19 protein-coding genes and 2 pseudogenes are annotated in these 17,230 nt (G+C 66.8%); 8 read left to right on the top strand and 13 right to left on the bottom strand.

Annotated elements, in window-relative coordinates; all coding sequences use genetic code 11:
- Positions 1-51: 51 nt before the first annotated feature.
- Both LRS12_RS19580 and LRS12_RS19575 read left to right on the top strand, forming a co-directional pair.
- Positions 52-1,691, top strand: a pseudogene (locus LRS12_RS19580) (ribonuclease J).
- A 4-nt stretch (positions 1,692-1,695) separates the two neighbouring features.
- Entirely contained in the window at positions 1,696-1,956 is a 261-nt protein-coding gene (locus LRS12_RS19575; RefSeq protein WP_257846129.1) for a DUF1467 family protein, read from the top strand.
- Between the two features lie 9 nt (positions 1,957-1,965).
- Here LRS12_RS19575 and LRS12_RS19570 read toward each other — a convergent pair whose 3' ends face one another.
- Genes LRS12_RS19570 through LRS12_RS19555 form a run of 4 tightly spaced genes read right to left on the bottom strand, consistent with a single transcriptional unit; the run spans position 1,966 to position 4,735 of the window.
- Positions 1,966-2,520: a TIGR00645 family protein gene (locus tag LRS12_RS19570; protein WP_257846128.1), complete on the bottom strand. Its 555-nt coding sequence runs from the start codon at positions 2,518-2,520 to the stop codon at positions 1,966-1,968.
- A 34-nt stretch (positions 2,521-2,554) separates the two neighbouring features.
- Positions 2,555-3,019: a GNAT family N-acetyltransferase gene (locus LRS12_RS19565; protein ID WP_257846127.1), complete on the bottom strand. Its 465-nt coding sequence runs from the start codon at positions 3,017-3,019 to the stop codon at positions 2,555-2,557.
- Positions 3,020-3,023: 4 nt separating this feature from the next.
- Positions 3,024-4,142, bottom strand: coding sequence for a M14-type cytosolic carboxypeptidase (locus tag LRS12_RS19560; protein WP_257846126.1), 1,119 nt, complete (start codon positions 4,140-4,142; stop codon positions 3,024-3,026).
- Positions 4,139-4,735 carry a DUF4136 domain-containing protein gene (locus LRS12_RS19555; protein WP_257846125.1) on the bottom strand — a complete coding sequence of 199 codons (597 nt, stop codon included), beginning with the start codon at positions 4,733-4,735 and terminating at the stop codon, positions 4,139-4,141. Before LRS12_RS19555 ends, LRS12_RS19560 begins: the two co-directional genes overlap by 4 nt.
- A 165-nt stretch (positions 4,736-4,900) precedes the next feature.
- On the opposite strand from LRS12_RS19555, the gene ykgO reads away from it, so the two are divergent.
- Complete coding sequence (gene ykgO, locus LRS12_RS19550; RefSeq protein ID WP_066663252.1) at positions 4,901-5,026, top strand: type B 50S ribosomal protein L36; 126 nt, start codon at positions 4,901-4,903, stop codon at positions 5,024-5,026.
- Positions 5,027-5,048: 22 nt separating this feature from the next.
- Positions 5,049-5,657: an HAD family phosphatase gene (locus LRS12_RS19545; protein ID WP_257846124.1), complete on the top strand. Its 609-nt coding sequence runs from the start codon at positions 5,049-5,051 to the stop codon at positions 5,655-5,657.
- On the opposite strand, the gene pyk is transcribed toward LRS12_RS19545, so the two are convergent.
- Positions 5,654-7,111 carry a pyruvate kinase gene (gene pyk, locus LRS12_RS19540; protein ID WP_257846123.1) on the bottom strand — a complete coding sequence of 486 codons (1,458 nt, stop codon included), beginning with the start codon at positions 7,109-7,111 and terminating at the stop codon, positions 5,654-5,656. The two genes, LRS12_RS19545 and pyk, sit on opposite strands and share 4 nt — an antisense overlap.
- A gap of 75 nt (positions 7,112-7,186) precedes the next feature.
- Here pyk and LRS12_RS19535 point away from each other — a divergent pair, with 75 nt between their 5' ends.
- Positions 7,187-7,561, top strand: a complete 375-nt coding sequence (locus tag LRS12_RS19535) for a DUF1244 domain-containing protein (RefSeq protein WP_257846122.1) — start codon at positions 7,187-7,189, stop codon at positions 7,559-7,561.
- Positions 7,562-7,609: 48 nt separating this feature from the next.
- Complete coding sequence (locus tag LRS12_RS19530) at positions 7,610-8,938, top strand: amidohydrolase family protein (protein WP_257846121.1); 1,329 nt, start codon at positions 7,610-7,612, stop codon at positions 8,936-8,938.
- A gap of 3 nt (positions 8,939-8,941) precedes the next feature.
- On the opposite strand, the gene LRS12_RS19525 is transcribed toward LRS12_RS19530, so the two are convergent.
- From LRS12_RS19525 to LRS12_RS19490, 8 genes are all read right to left on the bottom strand, one after another.
- Positions 8,942-9,694: a molybdopterin-synthase adenylyltransferase MoeB gene (locus LRS12_RS19525; protein WP_257846120.1), complete on the bottom strand. Its 753-nt coding sequence runs from the start codon at positions 9,692-9,694 to the stop codon at positions 8,942-8,944.
- Positions 9,691-10,104 (bottom strand): hypothetical protein, encoded by a 414-nt coding sequence (locus tag LRS12_RS19520; protein WP_257846119.1) that lies wholly within the window; start codon positions 10,102-10,104, stop codon positions 9,691-9,693. Before LRS12_RS19520 ends, LRS12_RS19525 begins: the two co-directional genes overlap by 4 nt.
- Positions 10,101-10,547, bottom strand: a complete 447-nt coding sequence (gene dut, locus LRS12_RS19515) for a dUTP diphosphatase (RefSeq protein WP_257846118.1) — start codon at positions 10,545-10,547, stop codon at positions 10,101-10,103. The genes LRS12_RS19520 and dut overlap by 4 nt, the downstream gene beginning before the upstream one ends.
- Positions 10,547-11,344, bottom strand: a complete 798-nt coding sequence (locus LRS12_RS19510; RefSeq protein WP_257846117.1) for a S9 family peptidase — start codon at positions 11,342-11,344, stop codon at positions 10,547-10,549. The genes dut and LRS12_RS19510 overlap by 1 nt, the downstream gene beginning before the upstream one ends.
- Complete coding sequence (gene coaBC, locus LRS12_RS19505; protein WP_257846116.1) at positions 11,334-12,509, bottom strand: bifunctional phosphopantothenoylcysteine decarboxylase/phosphopantothenate--cysteine ligase CoaBC; 1,176 nt, start codon at positions 12,507-12,509, stop codon at positions 11,334-11,336. Before coaBC ends, LRS12_RS19510 begins: the two co-directional genes overlap by 11 nt.
- Positions 12,510-12,618: 109 nt before the next feature.
- Positions 12,619-13,611, bottom strand: a complete 993-nt coding sequence (locus tag LRS12_RS19500; protein ID WP_257846115.1) for a hypothetical protein — start codon at positions 13,609-13,611, stop codon at positions 12,619-12,621.
- 31 nt (positions 13,612-13,642) lie between these two features.
- Positions 13,643-15,175 (bottom strand): 2-polyprenylphenol 6-hydroxylase, encoded by a 1,533-nt coding sequence (ubiB, locus tag LRS12_RS19495; protein ID WP_257846114.1) that lies wholly within the window; start codon positions 15,173-15,175, stop codon positions 13,643-13,645.
- A complete protein-coding gene (locus LRS12_RS19490; protein ID WP_257846112.1) occupies positions 15,172-15,903 on the bottom strand; it encodes a class I SAM-dependent methyltransferase in 732 nt (243 codons plus the stop codon). The genes ubiB and LRS12_RS19490 overlap by 4 nt, the downstream gene beginning before the upstream one ends.
- Positions 15,904-15,958: 55 nt before the next feature.
- Between LRS12_RS19490 and mutM the strand changes: the two are divergent.
- Together mutM and rpsT are read left to right on the top strand one after the other, a co-directional pair.
- Positions 15,959-16,772, top strand: a pseudogene (gene mutM, locus LRS12_RS19485) (bifunctional DNA-formamidopyrimidine glycosylase/DNA-(apurinic or apyrimidinic site) lyase).
- A gap of 132 nt (positions 16,773-16,904) precedes the next feature.
- The gene (gene rpsT, locus LRS12_RS19480) at positions 16,905-17,168 is read left to right on the top strand and encodes a 30S ribosomal protein S20 (protein ID WP_257846111.1); all 264 of its coding nucleotides are present in this window, start codon (positions 16,905-16,907) and stop codon (positions 17,166-17,168) included.
- Positions 17,169-17,230 lie beyond the last annotated feature (62 nt).

Raw genomic sequence — 17,230 nt, 5'->3', positions numbered from 1 at the left:
GACCCCGGCACAAGGCCGGGGTGACGACGGTAGTGGATAACGAAAGATCAGATGACCCCCGGTAAAGAACTCCTCTTCCTCGCGCTCGGTGGCTCGGGCGAGATCGGCATGAACGTCAATCTCTATGGCTGCCACGGCAAATGGATCATGGTCGATTGCGGCGTGATCTTTGGCACGCCGGACTATCCCGGCATCGACCTGATCCTGCCCGACCTGCAGTTTATCGAGGAGCGGCTGGACGATCTGCTCGGCATCGTGCTGACCCATGGGCATGAGGATCATATCGGTGCGCTGCCGTACCTTGCGGGCGAGCTGGACGTGCCGCTCTATGCGACACCGTTCACCGCGGGCCTGATCCACGGCAAGTTGGACGAAGAGGGGATCGCCGACCGCGTCGAGCTGAACGTGGTGCGCGAGGAAGAGCCGTTCCAGATCGGCCCGTTCGGCATCCGCTATGTCCCGCTGGCGCATTCGATCCCCGAGGGGAATGCGGTGCTGATCGATACGCCCTATGGCCGCGTGTTCCACACGGGTGACTGGAAGATCGACGAGACCCCGGTGATGGGTTCCCCCTCGACCGCCGAGGAACTGACCGCAGTCGGCGACGAGGGCGTGCTGGCGCTGGTCTGCGATTCGACCAACGTCTTCAACCCGGAAGCATCAGGCTCCGAGTCCGCGGTTCGGGAGGGGCTCGACGAAGTCATCGCGGGCATCAAGGGTCGGGTGCTCGTCACCACCTTCGCCTCCAACGCCGCGCGGCTTCAGACGCTGGGCGAGGTCGCCAAGGACACCGGTCGCGCGATGTGCGTCGCGGGGCGGTCGCTCGACCGCATCCTGCGCGTCGCCAAGGCGACCGGCTATCTCCGCGATTTCCCCGAGACGGTCGATTTCGAGACGGCGATGAAGCTGCCGCGCGACAAGGTGATGATCATCGCCACCGGCGGACAGGGCGAACCGCGCGCCGCCCTGGCGCGCATCGCCGACGAGACACATCAGCTGAAGCTCGAATCCGGCGATACCGTCGTCTTCTCGTCCAAGCAGATCCCCGGCAATGAAATGGCGATCGGGCGGATCATGAACGTGCTGGCGGGCAAGGGGGTCGAGATGATCACCGACCGTCAGGCGTTCGTGCACGTTTCCGGCCACCCCGGTCGCCCCGAGCTGGCGGCGATGTATGACTGGATCCGCCCCGAAATCCTCGTGCCCGTCCATGGCGAGATGCGCCATATCGCCGAACAGGCGCGGTTCGGGCGCGCGCATGGAATCCCCCATGCGGTCGTGCAGAATAATGGCGAGATCGTTCGCCTGGCGCCCGGCAAGCCCAAAAGGTCGGCAATGCGATTGCGGGCCGGCTCGTCCTCGATGGCGACGTCATCCTGCCCGCCGACGGCACCACCATCAACGAACGGCGCAAGCTGGGTCTTTACGGCCAGATGTCCGTCGCGGTCGCGATCAAGGCTAATGGCAAGCTCGCCGGCCGGCCCGAGGTCCGCATCCAGGGCGTTCCCGCGGAAGAGGATCGCGACGCGCTGATCGCCGATGCCAGCGACGCTGCGGCCAAGGCCGTCACCGAAGCGCGCGGCGGCGACCGTGAGAAATTGCGCGAGGCGATCCGGCTGGCGGCCCGGCGGGTCGCAGTGCGCTACACCGGCAAGAAACCGGTGATGGACGTGATGCTGATCGAGGTGTGATGCAATGAACTGGTTCAGCGCGCTCGCTATCTATTTCCTGTTCTGGTTTCTGGCGCTTTTCCTGGTGCTGCCGTTCTTCGCGCGCACCGGGGTCGAGGCGGGCGAGCCGCTGGTCAAGGGCCAGGCGGAAAGCGCGCCCCAGCGCTTTCAGGCGGGGGCAATCGCCAAATGGACGACGATCGTCGGTACCGCGCTCTTCGCCGCCTTTTACCTCAATTATGTCAACGGCTGGATCACGGCCGACATGCTCGATTACTGGAACTGAGCGAAAAACTCAGTTCTTCGTCTGCGTCATCCGGTCGACCCAGGCGATGCCGATCGCCGATGCAATGAAGGCCATGTGGATCACCGTCTGCCAGATAACCGCCTGCTCGGTGATCCGCCCGTTCGGCTGACCCAGCGCCCCCGCCTCGATGAAGGTGCGCAGCAGATGGATCGACGAGATGCCGATGATCGCCATCGCCAGCTTGACCTTCAGCACGCCAGCATTGACGTGGCTCAGCCATTCGGGCTGGTCGGGATGCCCCTTCAGGCCGAGACGCGACACGAAGGTTTCATAGCCGCCGACGATCACCATCACGAGCAGGTTGGAGATCATCACCACGTCGATCAGGCCAAGCACGACCAGCATGATCTGCTGCTCGCTGAACTCCCATGCGTGCTGGACGAGGTGGATCAGTTCCTTGATGAACAGGAACACATAGACGCACTGCGCGACGATCAGCCCGACATAGAGCGGCAGCTGGAGCCAGCGCGAGCTGAAGATCAGCAGCGGCAGCGGCTTGAGGCGGACAGGAACGTCGCTGGGCGAGGGGAATTCGGTGCTCATGGTGCGCTGCAATAGGGCAGGCTGCCGGGTACGATCAAGCGGTGGTTAGGTCGAGTGCGTAGAAGCGGTTGAAGTCGGTTTCGACATAGTCGGCAAAGGGCGGGCAGGGGGTAAAGCCATAGCGGCGATACAGCGCATGTGCCGCGTCGAACAAAGGACCGGTACCGGTTTCCAGCTTCAGCGCGGTATAGCCCCGATCACGAGCGAGACCGACGATATGGTCGAGCAGCGCAAACCCCACGCCGCGCCCGCGCGCTGCTTCGCTCGCCCGCATCGATTTGACCTCACCGGTGGTCGTATCGATCTGCTTGAGCGCGCCCACACCGAGCAGCATGTCGCCATCCCATGCGCTCAGGAAGGTGATGTCCGGGGTCTTGAGCCCGGACAGGTCGAGGAAATGACAGGTCCCCGGCGGCGAATGATCCGACATCTCGCGCGCATGCAGGTCGAGCAGGGCGATTACCTGCCGATCGTCAAGGTCGCCCTCGTGGATGATCATCGCCCTAGATCTCGTCGATCATGCCCGCGAGCGTGTCGAGGCATGCATGCGCCAGCGCCTTGCATCGCTCTGGCGACCAGCCGAACTCGGCGTCGGGGCTGGGGTCATGGTCCTTGAACGGCATTTCCAGCGTCATCGACACCGCGCCGAACCGCTCGGCGAGCTGGTTGGTCGACATCGACAGGTTCGCCTGACCCGGGGCAGACTTGTCATAGCCTTGTTCGAGCTGGAACAGCGGCGTCGCGGCGGCGAGGCGGCGGCCGAACTCGTAGAATTTCTCACCGAGGTTGTCGGTCCACGACGGAATTCCCTCAAACCCCGCCAGGAAGTTCGCCGGGATCGCCTCGTCGCCATGCACGTCCATGGCGAAATCGACGCCCGTTTCGTCCATCGCCCCACGCACGAGGAAGACCTCGGGGCTCTGCGCCATCGTCGGGGAATGCCATTCGCGATTGAGGTTCACCCCCGCCGCATTGGTGCGCAGATGGCCGCGGAAGCTTCCGTCCGGGTTCATGTTGGGGACGATGTGGAACGTCGCCTTGGCCCGCAATGCCTGCGCGATCGCATCGTCCGGGTCGGTCAGCTTCTCCAGCGCCCCCTCGGCCCACCATTCCGCCATCGATTCGCCGGGGTGCTGGCGGGCATAGAGCCACACCTGTTTCGGTCCCGTGCCGAGCGTCAGCAGGTCCATCGCCCGCCCGTCGAGCGTCTGCCCCAGCTCGCGATGTGTCACGCCGGGCTTGGCCGCCATCCGCGCGATCAGGTCGGCGTGGCGCTCCATGCTGTACGGCGCGAAATAGGCGAACCACGCGACATCGCTGTCGAAGCTGTGGGTGAAACTGAACACGCCATCGGCATAGCTGCCATCGGTCAGGCGCCAGGTTGTGCGGTCCGTGCTGACGCGAGCGCGGTAGCCGGGCCAGCCGAACGCATAGGCGGCCTTGCCCGCATTGGTGATGCGGAACGTCAGCGTCCGCCCCTTCGCGCCCGCGACGCGGAAGTGGAACCACTGGAAGAAGTCGGACTTGTGGTCGGCGACGATCTCGACATCGACGGTGTCTCCATCGATGTCGATCAGTCGGATGTTGCCGCTGTCGAACGCGGCGTTCAGTTGGATGCTCATTTCACCGTGATAGTGATACCCGACTGCCCCGGAAAGCCCTTGAACAGCGCATTGGACAGCTTGGTCGCGGTGTCGGTCGGCTGGGTGCCGTCGGCGGCGCCGAGCGTCTCGGTCATCGCCTTGCCCTCCCAGATCACGGTGTTGTCGCCGCGGCGACGCAGCTGGACCGAGAGCTCGGAGGCATAGACCGTCCTGGTCTTGCTGCCGATTCCGACGCTGCCGCCTGCGCCGACGCCAACGTTGCCGCCATAGCTGCCCCCGCCGATGCCGATCGTCACCGGCGGACGGGTGCGCACCTGCCCGCGATCGGTGCGGCGGAAATCGACCGTGGCGAGATAATCCGATTTCGCCGAATCGGGGGCCGCCGCGAACCCCATACTGCCCATCGTCGCGGCGACCGCGTCGAGATACAGCTGTGCCTCCGGCCCCGTCGCGTTGCCGCTCACCGGCTGCACCGACACGGTGCCTGCCGGAATCGGTTGGGAAAGATGGTATCGGGTTACATCGACCGGTGCGGAGCCGCCCATCCTGGTGGAGCACCCGGCCAGAGTGGCGGCGGAAAGGGCGAGGGCAAGCACAGCACGGGTGTTCATCGGACACATCCTCCTGCCGTGCACGCGCCACGGCTCTACGGTTCAACATCGTTACGGGGATGTCGGTTCCGTTGCCAAGCTTTCCTTGACTTGACGGCCCGTCCCGACTAGGCGAGCGCCTCTTTTCCGGCACCCGCCATAATTCGAGATAGTAGAGAATCGGTCATGAAGATCGTGAACAGCCTGAAGTCGCTCAAGGATCGTCATCGCGACAACCGCGTGATCCGTCGTCGTGGCCGCGTGTACGTCATCAACAAGACGCAGCGTCGCTTCAAGGCCCGCCAGGGCTGATCCCGGCGCAGGCAAGAGGGCCATGCGCGCCGTTATCTTCGATATCGGCAACGTCCTCTTCACCTGGCATCCGCGCTATCTTTACGAGCGCCTGATCGGAGACGATCGGGCGCTCGAAGCGTTTGTGCGCGACGTCGTCACGCTCGACTGGCATTTCCAGCATGATGCGGGGCGCAATTTCGCAGACACCGCGGCCGAACTGACCGCGCTGTTTCCGCAGCACGCCGAACTGATCGCCGCCTGGGGCCCGCGCTTCAACGAAAGCGTCGGCGGGCCGGTACCGGGAATGCACGAACTGGCTGCAGAGCTTGACGTGGCGGGCGTGCCGCTGTTCGCGATCACCAATTTCAGCCACGAATTCTGGCCGCCCTTCCGTGCGGAATGGCCGCAGCTGTTCGATCGCTTCCGCGATGTGGTTGTCTCGGGCGAAGAGAAGCTGGTAAAGCCCGATCCCGCAATCTACCACCTCGCGCTCGCCCGCTTCGGGCTCGAGCCGGGCGAGGCTGTGTTCATCGACGACAATGCCGCCAATGTGGCGGGGGCAGAGGCGCTCGGAATCCGGTCGGTGTTGTTCACCGACGTGACGGACGCCCGGCGCGAACTGATCGGCGCCGGGCTGCTGAGCGCTTAGCTCCGCCCCTTAAGCTCGTCCCCGACCAAAGTCACCACGTGCAGCACGTTGGTCGAACCCGGCGTGCCGAACGGGACGCCGGCGCACACCACGACGCGGTCGCCCCCCTTGGCGATACCGTGGCGCATCGCCATGCGCTTCGCCTTGGCGACCATGTCCTCGAACGAATCGACATCGCGGGTGTGGACTGCGTGGGTACCCCACAGGAGGCCCATGCGGCGTGCAGTCTCGGCCTTCGGCGTCAGCACCAGGATCGGCACCGACGGGCGCTCGCGGGCGATGCGGCGGGCGGTGGATCCTGACATGGTGAAGCAGATGATCGCGCTGGCCGACACGTTCGCCGCGATCGACTTGGCGGCCTCCGCCAGCGCGTCGGCGGTGGTGGGATCGGGCTTCATCACGGTGAAGTGGACGCGGTCGCCATGCGCCGGGTCACGCTCCACCGAATCGGCGATGGCGTCCATCATCGTGACCGACTCGATCGGCCACTGACCGGCCGCGCTCTCCGCCGACAGCATGATCGCATCGGCGCCGTCATAGACTGCGGTCGCAACGTCCGAGACCTCTGCGCGCGTGGGGGATGGCGAGGTGATCATCGATTCGAGCATCTGCGTCGCCACGATCACCGGGCGGCCCATGCGGCGCGAGGTTTCGACGATCCGCTTCTGCATCGGCGGCAGGTTCTGCGGCGGCAGTTCGACGCCCAGGTCGCCGCGCGCGACCATCACGCCGTCGCACGCCTCGACGATTTCGTCGAGCCGCGCGACCGCGCTCGGTTTCTCGATCTTGGCGAGCAGGGCAGGGCCGTCGCGCCCGATCAGGCGGCGCGCCTCGGCCAGATCCTCGGGCCGCTGGACGAATGACAGCGCGATCCAGTCAACCTTCTGCTCGACCGCAAAGGCAAGGTCGCTGCGGTCCTTTTCGGTGAGGGCGGCGAGCGGCAGGACCATGTCGGGGACGTTCAGCCCTTTTGAGTTCGACAGCGTGCCGCCAACTTCGACCCGCGTGTCGATCCAGCCGTCGCCATAGCCGATCACGCGCAGCACCATTTTCCCGTCGTCGAGCAGCAGGCGCGCACCTTCGGTCACCGCCTCGAAAATCTCGCGATGAGGCAGTTCCACGCGGGTTGCGTCACCCGGTGTCTTGTCACGGTCGAGGCGGAAGGTTGCACCCGTCTCCAGCATCACCTTGCCTTCGGCGAACTTGCCGACGCGCAGCTTCGGCCCCTGAAGATCGGCGAGGATCGTGGTCGGGCGGCCGGTTGATTTTTCCAGCGCGCGGATCGCCTGGATTACCGGCACCTTCGATTCCTGATCACCATGGCTCATGTTGATGCGAAAGGCATCGGCACCGGCGGCGTGAAGCGCGGCGATCATTTCCGGCGTGTTGCTGGCGGGGCCGAGCGTCGCCAGGACGCGCACCTTGCGTGACCGCGGTGCCATTGCCTTCGTCATCGCCGAATTCTCCATCCCTTGTCTGTGCCGGTCCCTAACGCCAAATGCGCACTATTCAACTGCGGAGGCGCAATCGTGACAACGTTAGACAATATCGACGACCGCATTGCCGCACAGGCCTTTCGCAAGCTGGTCCGCCATCTGCGCCACCGCACCGACGCCGAGAATATCGAACTGATGGGCCTTGCGGGCTTTTGCCGCAACTGCCTTGCCGACTGGGTGAGCGAGGCGAGCGGCGGCGAGCTCGACCGCGAAGCTGCGCGTGAGGCGGTGTACGGCATGCCCTATGCGACGTGGAAAGCGCAGCATCAGAGCGAGGCAACCCCTGAGCAGATCGCCCGGATGGAGGCGAGCGTCGCGCGCAACAAGCAGGAAGCCGAACTGGACGCGGAACTCAACGACAGCTTCCCGGCCAGCGATCCGCCCTCGATCACGATGCGCGGAGGCTAGTCAGTATCCCATGTTACCGCCTAGGCTGCGGTAAACAGGGAGAGACTGATGCACCGAATCGCCGCCGCCACGCTTGCGCTGCTCGTCGCCACGCCGCTTGCAGCCCAGACCGCAGCTCCAGCGAAGGTCCAGTATATCCACGCCGGCACACTGCTCGCCAAACCCGGCGAAGCCCCGCGCGGGGCGAGCACGATCGTGGTGCGCGACGGCAAGGTGGTCGAGATCCGCGACGGCTTCGTCGCGCCGGAGGGCGGGGCCGAGCTTATCGACCTCAAGGACCGCTATGTCCTGCCCGGTCTGATCGACATGCATGTCCATTTCTATTCCTCGGGCTATCCGCTCCAGTCGCGGATGGAGGGCAATACCAAGGATCTGGAGGACCAGTTCGTCGGTGCGGCTGGGCGTGCGCGCGCAACGCTGGAGGCCGGGTTTACCACCGTCCGGGACCTGGGCGGCGAGGCGCGCGGGGTGCGTGCGCTGCGCGACGCGATCAACCGCGGTGAGCTGGCCGGGCCGACGATCATCAATGCCGGGCGGATGATCTCGGTCCATGCCGGGCATGGTGACGCCAATGGCCTGAATCGCGAAGTTGCGCATCTCGAGCGCGAGGAAGCGAACCATCTGTGCAACGGCGCCGACGATTGCCGCCGCGCGACCCGCGACCAGATCTTCACCGGGGCGGAGGTGATCAAGTTCGCCGCCTCGGGCGGGGTCGGATCGAACATCGCGGGCGGGCTGGAGGCGCAGATGACCTTCGACGAGATGAAGGCGATCGTCGACACCGCGCACGCATTCGGCCGCAAGGTCACTGCCCACGCGCACGGCAAGTCGGGGATCGACATGGCGATCCGCGCGGGCGTCGATTCGATCGAGCATGGCAGCTTCATCGACGATGAGACGGTGAAGCTGTTCAAGGACAAGGGCGTCTATCTGGTGCCCACCATCCACGCCTTTGAAAGCGTGATCCGTCAGGCGCGCGCGGGCGAACGCCCTCCGGCCAGCGCGGCGAAGGCGGAGGAAGTGTCGAAGGTGGTCAAGCAGAGCCACCGACGAGCGATCGCGGGCGGGGTCAAGATCGCGTTCGGCACCGATTCCGGCGTCGGCCCGCACGGCACCAACGCTCTCGAATTCACGTACATGAACCAGGTCGGGCTGGCCCCGGTCGCGGCGATCCGCGCGGCGACTGTCGATGCCGCTGCGGCGTTGGGGCAGAGCAACCGCATCGGTGCGCTCGCCCCGGGCATGGACGCTGACATCATCGCGGTCGCCAGCGACCCTGTCGCCGATCTGCGCCAGATGGAAAAGGTCCAGTTCGTGATGCGGCGCGGCGTGGTGTTCAAGGCAAACGGGAAGCGGACGGCGTTCCCGGGAGAGTAAGGCTCAGCCCGAACAGGCGGGGCAGCCGGGGTCCTTGGGCAAGGTCAGCGTACGGAAGCGGAGTGCCAGCGTGTCGGCGAGCAGAAGCTTGCCCGCGCTGTCCTCCCCAAACGGATGGATCGCGCGGATCACCTCCAGTGCCGCGAGGCTGCCCATGATCCCGGTCAGCGCGCCGAGCACGCCCTGTTCGGCGCAGTTGATCCCTGCCGTTTCCGGATCGGCGCCGACGAAGCAGCGATAGCAGGGCTTGTCCGCCTCCCAGCCGCGGAACACGCCGAGTTGTCCCTCGAACCGCCCGACGGCGGCGCTGACCAGCGGCACGCGGTGGCGGAGCGCCGCGTCGGTGACGAGCAGGCGCGTCTCGAAATTGTCGGTGCCGTCGAGGACAACGTCGCTGCCAAAGATATGCTTGTCGACATTCCCGCCTTCGAGGCGGAGTTGCCAGGCACGTATCTCGACATGCGGGTTGATCGCCTTGGCACGTGCCACCGCCGCGACCGCCTTGGGTTGGCCAGCATCTTCCGTCCCAAAAATCGTCTGTCGCTGCAGGTTGGACAGGTCCACGCGATCGTCATCGATCACTGCAATCTGCCCGATCCCCGCTGCCGCCAGATACTGGATCGCCGGCGATCCGATCCCGCCGGCCCCCACTACCAGCACCCGCGCCGCCTTCAGCTCCGCTTGGCCCGCGCCGCCGATTTCGGGCAGCACGATATGGCGGGCATAGCGTTCGAGTTCGGCGTCGGAAAAACTCATTGCCGCCAGGCGAAGGTCACCGTCGCGCGGTACCATGCGGTGCCGGGCGCGGCGGTGCGCTGGGTCAGGTTGTTGCGGGAGAAGCCCGCGACCAGTCCCGCGGCATATTGCTCGATCGTCGGACAGCCGATCGCGCGCGGCACGGTGGTGCGCACGCCTTCCTCATCGACCAGTACCGCTACCTCGACCCGTACCGCAGGGCGGCCATCGACCAGTCGGCGCGCGCGACATTTGCGTGCGCGCACCTGTCCGCGCGCCCAGTCATGCATCGCCGGGGTCATGTTTGGCGGTTCGCGATAGGGCACGGCCGGCAGGCTCTCCCAGTCGATCGTCGCCGGCGCGGGTGCGGCCTGCGTCGCCGTGGGATCGCCCTGCGCGCCGGCGAGCGCGAGAAGTGCGGGGAGGATCACCGACCCGTCGATCCAAATCCGCCGCCGCCCCGTGCGGTCTCGTCGAGGCTCGCGACCTCATCGAACGTCGCGCGCTGGACCGGGGCGGGGACAAGCTGTGCGATGCGCTCGCCGCGCACCACGGCAAAGGGCTGATCGCCGAGATTGGCGAGGATCACCTTCACCTCGCCGCGATAATCCTCGTCGATCGTGCCGGGCGTGTTGAGGCAGGTGATGCCGTGCTTGAGCGCGAGGCCGGAGCGCGGACGAACCTGCACCTCGAACCCCGGCGGGATCGCGATGGCGAACCCGGTGGCGACCGCGTGGCGCGCACCTGGGGCGAGGACCAGATCCTCCGCCGCGACGACGTCCATACCTGCGGCACCGGTGGTGGCATAAGCGGGCAGGGGCAGACCCTCGCCATGGGTCAGGCGCATCAGGCGAATCGTGATCGGTGCGGACATCAGTTGCGCCTCGGCAATGCGGCGGCGAGGCGGCGGGCAGCCTCGATCACCTGCGGGTCGTCAAGCACCGGGGCGGTGCGGTCCGGAATGATGCGGAAATCGGTGGCGATGCCGCGCAGGCTCAGCGCCTCGGCATAGCTGCGCGAGAAGCGCGCTGGGACGCGCGTGTCGGCACCACCGATCAGGATTGCGGCGCGCAGTCCCGGCTGGATTCCGCCCGCGGTCTGCAACGGGTCAAGGCTGACCAACTTTTCCTTCCAGCGCGCTTCGCTCGGCTCAAGCCCCGCGCGGTATTTTCGCCACTCGGGCAAGGCGCAGGGGCAGGAGACCAGGACGATTCCGTCGACCAGCCCTGGCCGCAGTCCCGCAAGGTTCGCGACCACGATCGCACCGCCTGCTTCGCCGATCGCGACCACACGCGCACGGCGATAGCGGTTGCGCAGTGCGGCGATCGTGTCGCCGACAGCGGCGATCCGCTCCGCACTATAGTCGTCGGTGCTGCTCGCGCCGCGCGTGCCGGGTGACTGGCCGCCTGCGCCGTCGGAATAGCCGGGGCGCAGGAGCCGGACGACAGCGCTGCCCGGCTCGGTCGCCGCCAGCGTCCGGGCAAAGCCGTCGGTGTTGATCGCCGTTCGCACGCCATCGCCATGGACAACGACATACAGCGTCGGTGCCATGCCCGGCTTCGCGCCATAGCCTTGAGTGAACAGCTTCGGCGCAGCGGGCGTGCTCGCGCGGTCAGCGGCGCAGCCCGCGATCAGCAGCGGCAGCAGGGCAAGCGACAGGTTAAAGCGCATCGGCGATCCGCTCCGCCAGCCGTCGCGCCACATCGGCCTTTGCAAGTCGTTCCCAGCTTTCGACGCCCGACGCCGTGACAAGATGTACAAGATTGGCATCGCCCCCCATCACATCGCCCGAAACATCATTGGCGACAATCCAGTCTGCGCCCTTCCGCGCGCGTTTAGCGACCGCATGTTCGACCACCCGTTCGGTTTCGGCGGCGAAACCGATCAGCAGGCTCGGGCGGCGGTCGCTCTTGGCCAGCCCTGCAAGAATGTCGGGGTTCTCGACCAGCGCCAGCGCCGGGGCGGCTTCGCCCTTCTTGATCTTCTGCTCGGCCGCATCGCCCGCGCGCCAGTCGGCCACGGCGGCGACCATCACTGCGGCATCAACGGGCAGCACAGCGTCGACTGCCGCCGCCATTTGCTGTGCGGTCTCGACATCGACGCGGTCCACGTCCGCCGGGGTGGGGAGCATCACCGGGCCGGACACCAAGGTCACCCGAGCGCCCAGCGCCGCGAGCGCTCCGGCAATCGCGAAGCCCTGTTTCCCCGACGACCGGTTGGCGATGTAGCGAACCGGATCGATCGGCTCATGCGTCGGCCCTGCGGTGACCAAGATATGCTTGCCCTTGAGACGCCCGGAGGACGGTGCGAGCGCGTTCTCGATCGCGCGCAGTATCGCTTCGGGCTCGGGCAGGCGGCCGGGGCCGAACTCGCCACACGCCATCGGGCCCTCATCGGGCCCCAGCACGGTCACGCCGTCGTCCCGCAATGTCGCGACATTGCGGCGGGTCGCGGCGTGCTGCCACATCCGCACATTCATCGCGGGCGCGGCGAGCACCGGCTTGTCGGTGGCGAGCAGCAAAGTGGTGGCGAGATCGTCGGCGATGCCCGCCGCCATCTTCGCCATCAGGTCGGCGGTGGCAGGGGCCACCACCACGAGATCGGCGGCGCGGCTGAGCTGGATATGCCCCATCTCCGCCTCGTCCTTGAGGTCCCACAGCGTGGTATAGACCTGGTTCTCGGACAGGGCGGCGAGCGTCATCGGCGTCACGAAATGCTGACCACCCGCAGTGACGACGCAGGTAACCGAATGTCCCGCCTTACGGATCAGCCGGACCAGCTCGCACGCCTTGTACGCCGCAATGCCGCCGCCGACGATGAGGAGAATGCGCTTCATCACGAAACCTTTGTCACGATGACCCGCCGCCTGTCGAGGGCACGGACCCACAGGTCGCGCAGCCCGTCGGGGGCGAATGCCAGGCCGATCAGGAAAGCGGGAGCGATGATCAGCCCCCAGTAGAAGGTGTCGAGCCGCGCGAACAGGCTGATGACCAGCGCATAGGCGCTAAAGGTGGCGAGCGCGCGCAACGCCAGCGGATCGCGCCAGCTCGCCCAGCCGACCAATGCCAGTGCGACGAGGATCGCGGCGAGCGCGGGGGGAGCAGTTGCACCCCCGTCGCCAACGTCATCGCCCGAACGAACAGGCCAAAGCCGTTGAGCCCTGCCCAGCCCGGCGAGGCAGCATCGAGCGGCCCGGTGACGCCGTGGACCGCCACCGCATGCGCGATCAATGCCACCGTGAACAACCCGAGCGCTGCGGCCCACCCCGCTGCCTCGCGCTTGTGTCCCTCGGCAAAGGCGAGCGCGGCCATCACCACAACATAAAGCGCCGCCGTCTCGCGGATCAGCATCGCCAGCGCGCCGATCGCCGCCGCCTCGACCCAGCGGCCGGGGCGGCGCAGCGCGAGGCTGAGCGCGACGAGAAGCCCCGCCCAAATCTCGTGAAACGCGACCAGTGCGGACTGGACAAAGGCCAACATCCCCGCGGCAAGCAGCCCCAAAGCCACCGCGCGCGCGGGCCAGCGCGGCAGGGCTTCGGCGATGCGGCGATACCAGCTCCACGCGGTCGCGGCGGCGAGCGCATAGAGCAAAGCGATGATCGCGAGCGCGGGCAATGCGCCCTGCACCACCGCCAGTCCCGGCATGCGAAAGGTCAGGAACGGCCGCAGCGGATAGCTGCCCGCGCGCAACGCATCGGCGGCGGAGCGGTAATAATCCTCGCCATGCGCCACCGCCGCGACGATCGATTCATACAGCGCGACATCGCCCTGCCGGTCGGCTCCCGCCCCGGTCGCGCCGGGGGCGGGTACCGGCACGAACAGCACGGTGAGCGCGCCAAGGATCAGCAACGCGACGCCCGCCGCAACCAGCCGCGCCCGCGCTACCGGCAAAGCGGCGAAGCGGCTGGGGGTGGAGAGCCAGAGCGGGGCGCGGGTCATGCGGTCTCCCTAGCGGGCCGGGTGACTTTTGTCAGGCAAACAGCAATGTCGCCGCGACGCCTGCCCCCGCCGCGAGCAGCGCGACCACGCCGTACCGCCAGCCGCCGCCGACCCGCACCACCTCGATCTCGCGCAGCGGTGGGGCAGGGGGCGCGCCGCCCGGGTCGGGGAAGTGGCGTTCGATATTGCGGATCAGCTTGGGCAGCCGCGCGAGCGTCTTCAAATCCTCCGAAATCCGGTCGGCAAGGAATGCTTCCGGCCCCAATTCGGTGCGGATCCATTCGCGCACGAACGGTGCGGCGCTGTCCCATAGATTGATGTCGGGGTGGATGCGGGTTGCGACGCCCTCGACCATCACCATCGTCTTTTGCAGCAACAGCAAATGCGGCTGGGTCTGCATGTCGAAATCGCGGGTGATGTTGAACAGGCTGTCGAGCATCATGCCGACGCTCATGTCCTTGACCGGCAGCCCGCGCATCGGCTCGCCCACCGCGCGCAGCGCGGTCGCGAACTCGGCGACATTGTGGTGCGCGGGGACATAGCCCGCCTCGAAATGAATCTCCGCGACCCGGCGGTAATTGCCGGTGATCAGGCCGTAGAGGATCTCCGCCAGCCACACCCGCGCGCGCCGGTCGATCCGCCCCATGATGCCGAAATCGATCGCCGCGATCCGGTCGCCGGGCAGGGCGAACAGATTGCCCTGATGCATGTCGGCGTGGAAGAACCCCTCCGAAATCGCCTGGCGCAGGAATGCGCGGACCAATGTGTTCGCCAGCCGCTCGGTATCGTGTCCCGCCGCGATCAGCGCGTCGCGGTCGGACAGCTTGATGCCGTCGATCCACTCCAGCGTCATCACCCGCCCGGTGGTGCGCTGCCAGTCGATCGCGGGAACGGTGAAGTCGGGCTCCGCCTCCATCGATTCGGACAGTTCCGACGCTGACGCCGCCTCGCGCCGCAGGTCCAACTCGCGCGCCGTCCAGCGCTTGAAGGTTTCGATGACGAGACGCGGGCGCAGCCGCGCGGCTTCACCGCCCATGCCCTCGACCTGAGCTGCGGCCCATTCATAGGTCTCGATTGCGCGTGCGAACTCGCCTTCGATGCCCGGCCGCAGCACCTTCACCGCGACCTGGTGGCCGTCGGTGGTGATCGCGCGATGGACCTGCGCGATCGACGCGGCGCCGATCGGCACTTCCTCGATGGACGCGAACAGGTCGGTGATCGGGCGACCAAAGCTCGCCTCCATCGCCGCGCGGATGACCGCAAAGGGGACGGGGGGCAGGGCGTCCTGCAGGCGCAGCAGGTCATGCGCCGCCGCCTCGCCGATTAGATCGGGCCGGGTGGCGAGCGTCTGGCCGAGCTTGATCGCCGCCGGGCCGATCGCCTGCAGTGCATCGGCATAGCGCGGCACTTCGGGAACGCGCGCGCCGAACCGGGCGATGCGCGCCATGCGGCGCACCGGGCGTGGCGTATTGCGGTCGCGCTCGATCCCGCGCAGCGCGCCGTGACGCGCCAGCGTGCGGCCCCACTTGAGGAGGCGCCACAGATGAACGACGGGAGCGGTCAAATCTTCCAGCCGCTATGAATGGCGACCAGCCCGCCCAGCATCGGTTCGACCCGCGTCTGCACGAAGCCGGCGTCTTTGATCATCTGCTCGAACGTCGGCATGTCGGGGAATCGCCGGATCGATTCGACCAGGTAGCGATAGCTGTCGGCATCGCCCGCGAGCAACTCGCCGAGCTTCGGCACCAGATGGTGCGAATAGGCGTTGTACACGTCCGCAAACCCGGGCCACAGCGTGGTCGAGAATTCGAGCACGAAGAACCGCCCGCCCCGGCGCAGCACGCGACGCGCCTCGCGCAGCGCGGCGGGGATGTCGGTCACGTTCCGAATCCCGAACGCGATCGTGTAGGCGTCGAAGAAGCGGTCGGGCCATTGCAGTGTCTCGGCATTCGCCTCGCTCCACACCAGTCCGTCGATGCCGCGCTTGGCCGCGCGGTCGATGCCGACCGCCAGCATGTCCGGGTTGATGTCGGCGACGGTCACCGCCGCGCCATGTTCGGCCATGCGGAACGCGATGTCGCCGGTGCCGCCGGCCATGTCGAGGATCGCCTCGCCCTCGCGCGGCTTTACGCGGCGGACGAATACGTCCTTCCAGATGCGGTGCAGCCCGCCCGACATCGCGTCGTTCATGATGTCGTAGCGCGACGCCACGCTGGAGAACACGCCGCCGACGCGGCGGGTCTTCTCGTCGGGCGCAACCTCTTCATAGCCAAAGGAGACGGTGTCGGTCATGGCCAAGCCCTTAGCCGCCCTTGTGGGCGCGGCAAAGCCCGCTTAGCTGGACAAAATGCCCGAGCTTCCCGAAGTCGAAACCACCGTTCGCGGCCTGACTCCCGCATTGCAGGGGCAGCGGATTGCGCGCGTCCAACTGCGACGCCCCGATCTGCGCCGTCCGATGCCGGTCGATCTGGGCCAGCGGCTGACCGGCGCGACCGTCACGGCACTCGGGCGGCGTGCCAAATACGGCCTGATCGACACCGATCGCGGCGACACGATGATCTTCCACCTCGGCATGTCCGGGCGCTGGCGAATCGATCCCGCGGAGTTGCTGACCCACGACCATTTGCTGATCGAGACAGAGGCGGGACGTCGGCTGGCGCTCAACGACGCGCGGCGATTCGGGTCAGTCGATCTGGTCGAGACGGCAGATGTCGGCGCGTGGCCGCCCTTTGCCGCACTGGGGCCGGAGCCGCTCGGGCCGCACTTCACCGCCGATCATCTGCTTCAGGCGCTTGCAGGGCGCACCGCGTCGATCAAGCTGCTGCTCCTCGACCAGCGCATCGTCGCCGGGCTGGGCAATATCTATGTGTGCGAGGCGCTGCACGATTCGCGCATCTCGCCCAGGCGCAGCGGCGGATCGCTGACCCGGCCTCAGCTTCAGCGGCTGGTCGGTGCGGTTCACGCGGTACTCAGAATCGGCGATCGCGGCGGGTGGATCGACCCTGCGCGATTATGCCCAGCCGGACGGCGAGCTTGGCTATTTCTCGAAGCAGTTCAACGTGTATGGCCGTGAGGGCGAGCCATGCGCGTGCGGCGGCACCGTCGCGCGGTATGCCGAGGGCGGACGTTCGACCTTCTGGTGTCCGAAATGCCAGAAATAGGAGGAGGTCGCGGGGCGTTCCAGCCCGTTACCGGTTGACCGAATCGTCCACCGCCGCTAAGGGGCGCGCTTTCCCGAGGCGTGGGACGGAAATCCGCGCCTCTTTTCGCATTGAAAACAGGAACGAAGATTCATGGCGAACACGCCGCAAGCCAAGAAGCGCATCCGCCGCAACGCCAACCGCGCCGAAGTAAACGGTGCCCGCGTCGGCCGCATCCGCACCTTCATCAAGAAGGTCGAAAGCGCGCTGACCAGCGGCGACAAGGCCGCGGCGGAAACCGCGCTCAAGGCGATGCAGCCGGAGCTGGCACGTGGCGTGGCCAAGGGCGTGGTTCACAAGAACACCGCTTCGCGGAAGTTCTCGCGCCTGACCAAGCGTCTCGCCGCACTCGGCTGAGCCCTCGGGCAGCATGAAGTGATCGCCCTGCCGGCCCCGTGCCGGCGGGGTTTTTTCTTTTG

It is taken from the genome of Sphingomonas sp. J344, from assembly GCF_024700005.1.
GTDB lineage: Bacteria > Pseudomonadota > Alphaproteobacteria > Sphingomonadales > Sphingomonadaceae > Sphingomonas.
Note: the sequence above shows the minus strand (reverse complement) of the source record. Positions and strands in the feature narration are given on the sequence as shown.

Coding starts and splice junctions, on each gene's coding strand:
- LRS12_RS19575 (WP_257846129.1), top strand. CDS start 1,696: ATGAACTGGTTCAGCGCGCTCGCTATCTATTTCCTGTTCTGGTTTCTG.
- LRS12_RS19570 (WP_257846128.1), bottom strand. CDS start 2,520: ATGAGCACCGAATTCCCCTCGCCCAGCGACGTTCCTGTCCGCCTCAAG.
- LRS12_RS19565 (WP_257846127.1), bottom strand. CDS start 3,019: ATGATCATCCACGAGGGCGACCTTGACGATCGGCAGGTAATCGCCCTG.
- LRS12_RS19560 (WP_257846126.1), bottom strand. CDS start 4,142: ATGAGCATCCAACTGAACGCCGCGTTCGACAGCGGCAACATCCGACTG.
- LRS12_RS19555 (WP_257846125.1), bottom strand. CDS start 4,735: ATGAACACCCGTGCTGTGCTTGCCCTCGCCCTTTCCGCCGCCACTCTG.
- ykgO (WP_066663252.1), top strand. CDS start 4,901: ATGAAGATCGTGAACAGCCTGAAGTCGCTCAAGGATCGTCATCGCGAC.
- LRS12_RS19545 (WP_257846124.1), top strand. CDS start 5,049: ATGCGCGCCGTTATCTTCGATATCGGCAACGTCCTCTTCACCTGGCAT.
- pyk (WP_257846123.1), bottom strand. CDS start 7,111: ATGACGAAGGCAATGGCACCGCGGTCACGCAAGGTGCGCGTCCTGGCG.
- LRS12_RS19530 (WP_257846121.1), top strand. CDS start 7,610: ATGCACCGAATCGCCGCCGCCACGCTTGCGCTGCTCGTCGCCACGCCG.
- LRS12_RS19525 (WP_257846120.1), bottom strand. CDS start 9,694: ATGAGTTTTTCCGACGCCGAACTCGAACGCTATGCCCGCCATATCGTG.
- dut (WP_257846118.1), bottom strand. CDS start 10,547: ATGTCCGCACCGATCACGATTCGCCTGATGCGCCTGACCCATGGCGAG.
- LRS12_RS19510 (WP_257846117.1), bottom strand. CDS start 11,344: ATGCGCTTTAACCTGTCGCTTGCCCTGCTGCCGCTGCTGATCGCGGGC.
- coaBC (WP_257846116.1), bottom strand. CDS start 12,509: ATGAAGCGCATTCTCCTCATCGTCGGCGGCGGCATTGCGGCGTACAAG.
- LRS12_RS19500 (WP_257846115.1), bottom strand. CDS start 13,611: ATGACCCGCGCCCCGCTCTGGCTCTCCACCCCCAGCCGCTTCGCCGCT.
- LRS12_RS19490 (WP_257846112.1), bottom strand. CDS start 15,903: ATGACCGACACCGTCTCCTTTGGCTATGAAGAGGTTGCGCCCGACGAG.
- rpsT (WP_257846111.1), top strand. CDS start 16,905: ATGGCGAACACGCCGCAAGCCAAGAAGCGCATCCGCCGCAACGCCAAC.